The sequence below is a fragment of the Priestia sp. P5_B4 genome (assembly GCF_056400385.1).
Window position 1 is genome coordinate 1 of sequence record NZ_JBFULJ010000728.1, and the last position, 1,936, is coordinate 1,936.

The following is a 1,936-nucleotide window of genomic DNA, read 5'->3' on the forward strand; positions in this document are numbered from 1 at the left end:
CGTATGAAGCGTACGGAGCGAGCACTAGCAGCACAATCAACACAAAGATAGCGTGCGTGATTCCTGCAATTGGAGAGGAAGCGCCGTTTTTAATATTGGTAACCGTTCTTGCAATTTCTCCTGCTGCGGGAATACCTGAAAACATCGGCGTTACCATGTTTACGATTCCCTGGCCAATCAGTTCTTTTTTGCTGCTGTGCTTTGATTTTGTCATTTCATCTGCAACGCGAGCTGTCAGTAAAGATTGTAACCCTACAAGTATAGCAATGACAAATGCAGAAGGTAAAAGAGTGACCACCCTCTCCACTGTTATATCTGGAAACGCTGGCGCCGGGAAATGACGAGGTATCTCTCCGTAAATGGAACCAATGGTTTCAAACTGATTTGCAAAGAAAAAAGATGCCAAGCCCGTTGATACAATAATTCCAAGTAAATAAGACATTCCCAGCGACTTAGGTGAAAAGTAAAGAACAATTAAAATCGTAGCTAAGCACAATCCTGCTGTAGCGATACTATAGATGTTGATGAAGTGTAAATTACCAAAGATCTCTTTTATATTCAAATGAAAAAACTGAAATTTGTCAATCGCGTGCAACCCAAGGAAGTTTGGTATCTGCCCGCTAAAGATAATCAGCGCAATTCCCGACTGAAATCCTACAATAATAGAGGACGGAAAATACTTGATTAAAGCTCCTACTTTACATAGCGCAAAGATAATGAGGAGAATTCCGGACATAAAGCCGGCAATTAATAAGTTTTCATAGCCATATTGCAACACAATCCCTAATAAAACAGGAACAAACGCACCGGTAGGTCCCGCGATTTGAAACCTACATCCACCTAAAATAGCAATTAGCAAGCCCGCTACAATCGTTGTATAAAGTCCTGTAACAGGCGATATTCCAGAAGCTATCGCAAATCCTAACCCTAAAGGTATAGCTATAATGCCAACAACAATACCCGATAGTATATCTTTCTTCAAATGCTGCAAGGAGTAATTTCGAAAAACCTCTAGATTCATAAGTGTACATCAGCCTCCATTTTAAGTAGTGAGGTTACCCATTCGTATTTTCGTCATACAACCTTATTGAGCTTTCAACCATTCAAAATAAGGTGGGCTACTCGATTACTTTTATTTTAAAGGAGACAACTTACAAAAAAATAAAGAGGAAATTAGAAGTTTCTTAGCGAGTTATTAAAATTTTCTTAAAAATTTGCGTTATTTATTCTTTTAGTTATTTTTTAGATGGAATTAGGTGAAACGCATCCATTTATCTTTACGCTCACATAAATAAAGTTTTAAAAGCTACAAATAGAAGGAGTAAGGAATTCGTTGTCCACATAGACCTAGGTAGAGGCTTGAAACACCGGCTCCTAGTTAAAAGGTTTTAATACGTATTGCTCTTAGCAAATAAATCTCTTTTATCCAACTATGCTATCAATGTATAAATAAAAACGACTAGACTCCATAGCCACTATGAGGTCTAGTTGTTTTTACTTATCGATAAAGATCATATTTATTAACAGCTCAGATTGTAATTATATTTTCCTTTTCTAACATCCTGATCTAATCCATTGATAGTTAGCTTACGTTGCTCTTTTTCCGGAAGGTGAAACGTAATCTGATTATAAGGTAATTCATAAGAACCTTCCTTGTTAATTTTTATTTGAATCTCATTTTCTGTAGTTTCCATATCAACATGAATGTACGCAAATGTGTGCAAATATTCATTTGTTAAGCCATCATCTTCGTATAAGCTATAAGAAGACTTCCCTTTCCCTCTGCAAGGAAATAATAAAAATCCTCTTTCATCCATATTCTTCGTTGAAAAAGTTACTTCTGCTTCATTAATCGGGATGATTGCTCCCGCCTTAGCTAATAACGGCGTATAGTGTAAGGGTGCTGGAATTTCAACCTTTTTGCCCCCTTCATACC

2 protein-coding genes are annotated in these 1,936 nt (G+C 37.0%); both read right to left on the minus strand.

Annotation, left to right across the window (positions count from 1 at the left end):
- Positions 1-982, minus strand: a 982-nt coding sequence (locus AC1DRF_RS25235; protein ID WP_477741985.1) for a SulP family inorganic anion transporter, incomplete at its 3' end; no start/stop codon positions are given.
- A 538-nt stretch (positions 983-1,520) separates the two neighbouring features.
- On the minus strand, positions 1,521-1,936 hold a 416-nt coding region (locus tag AC1DRF_RS25240), incomplete at its 5' end, for a DUF5110 domain-containing protein (protein WP_477741986.1).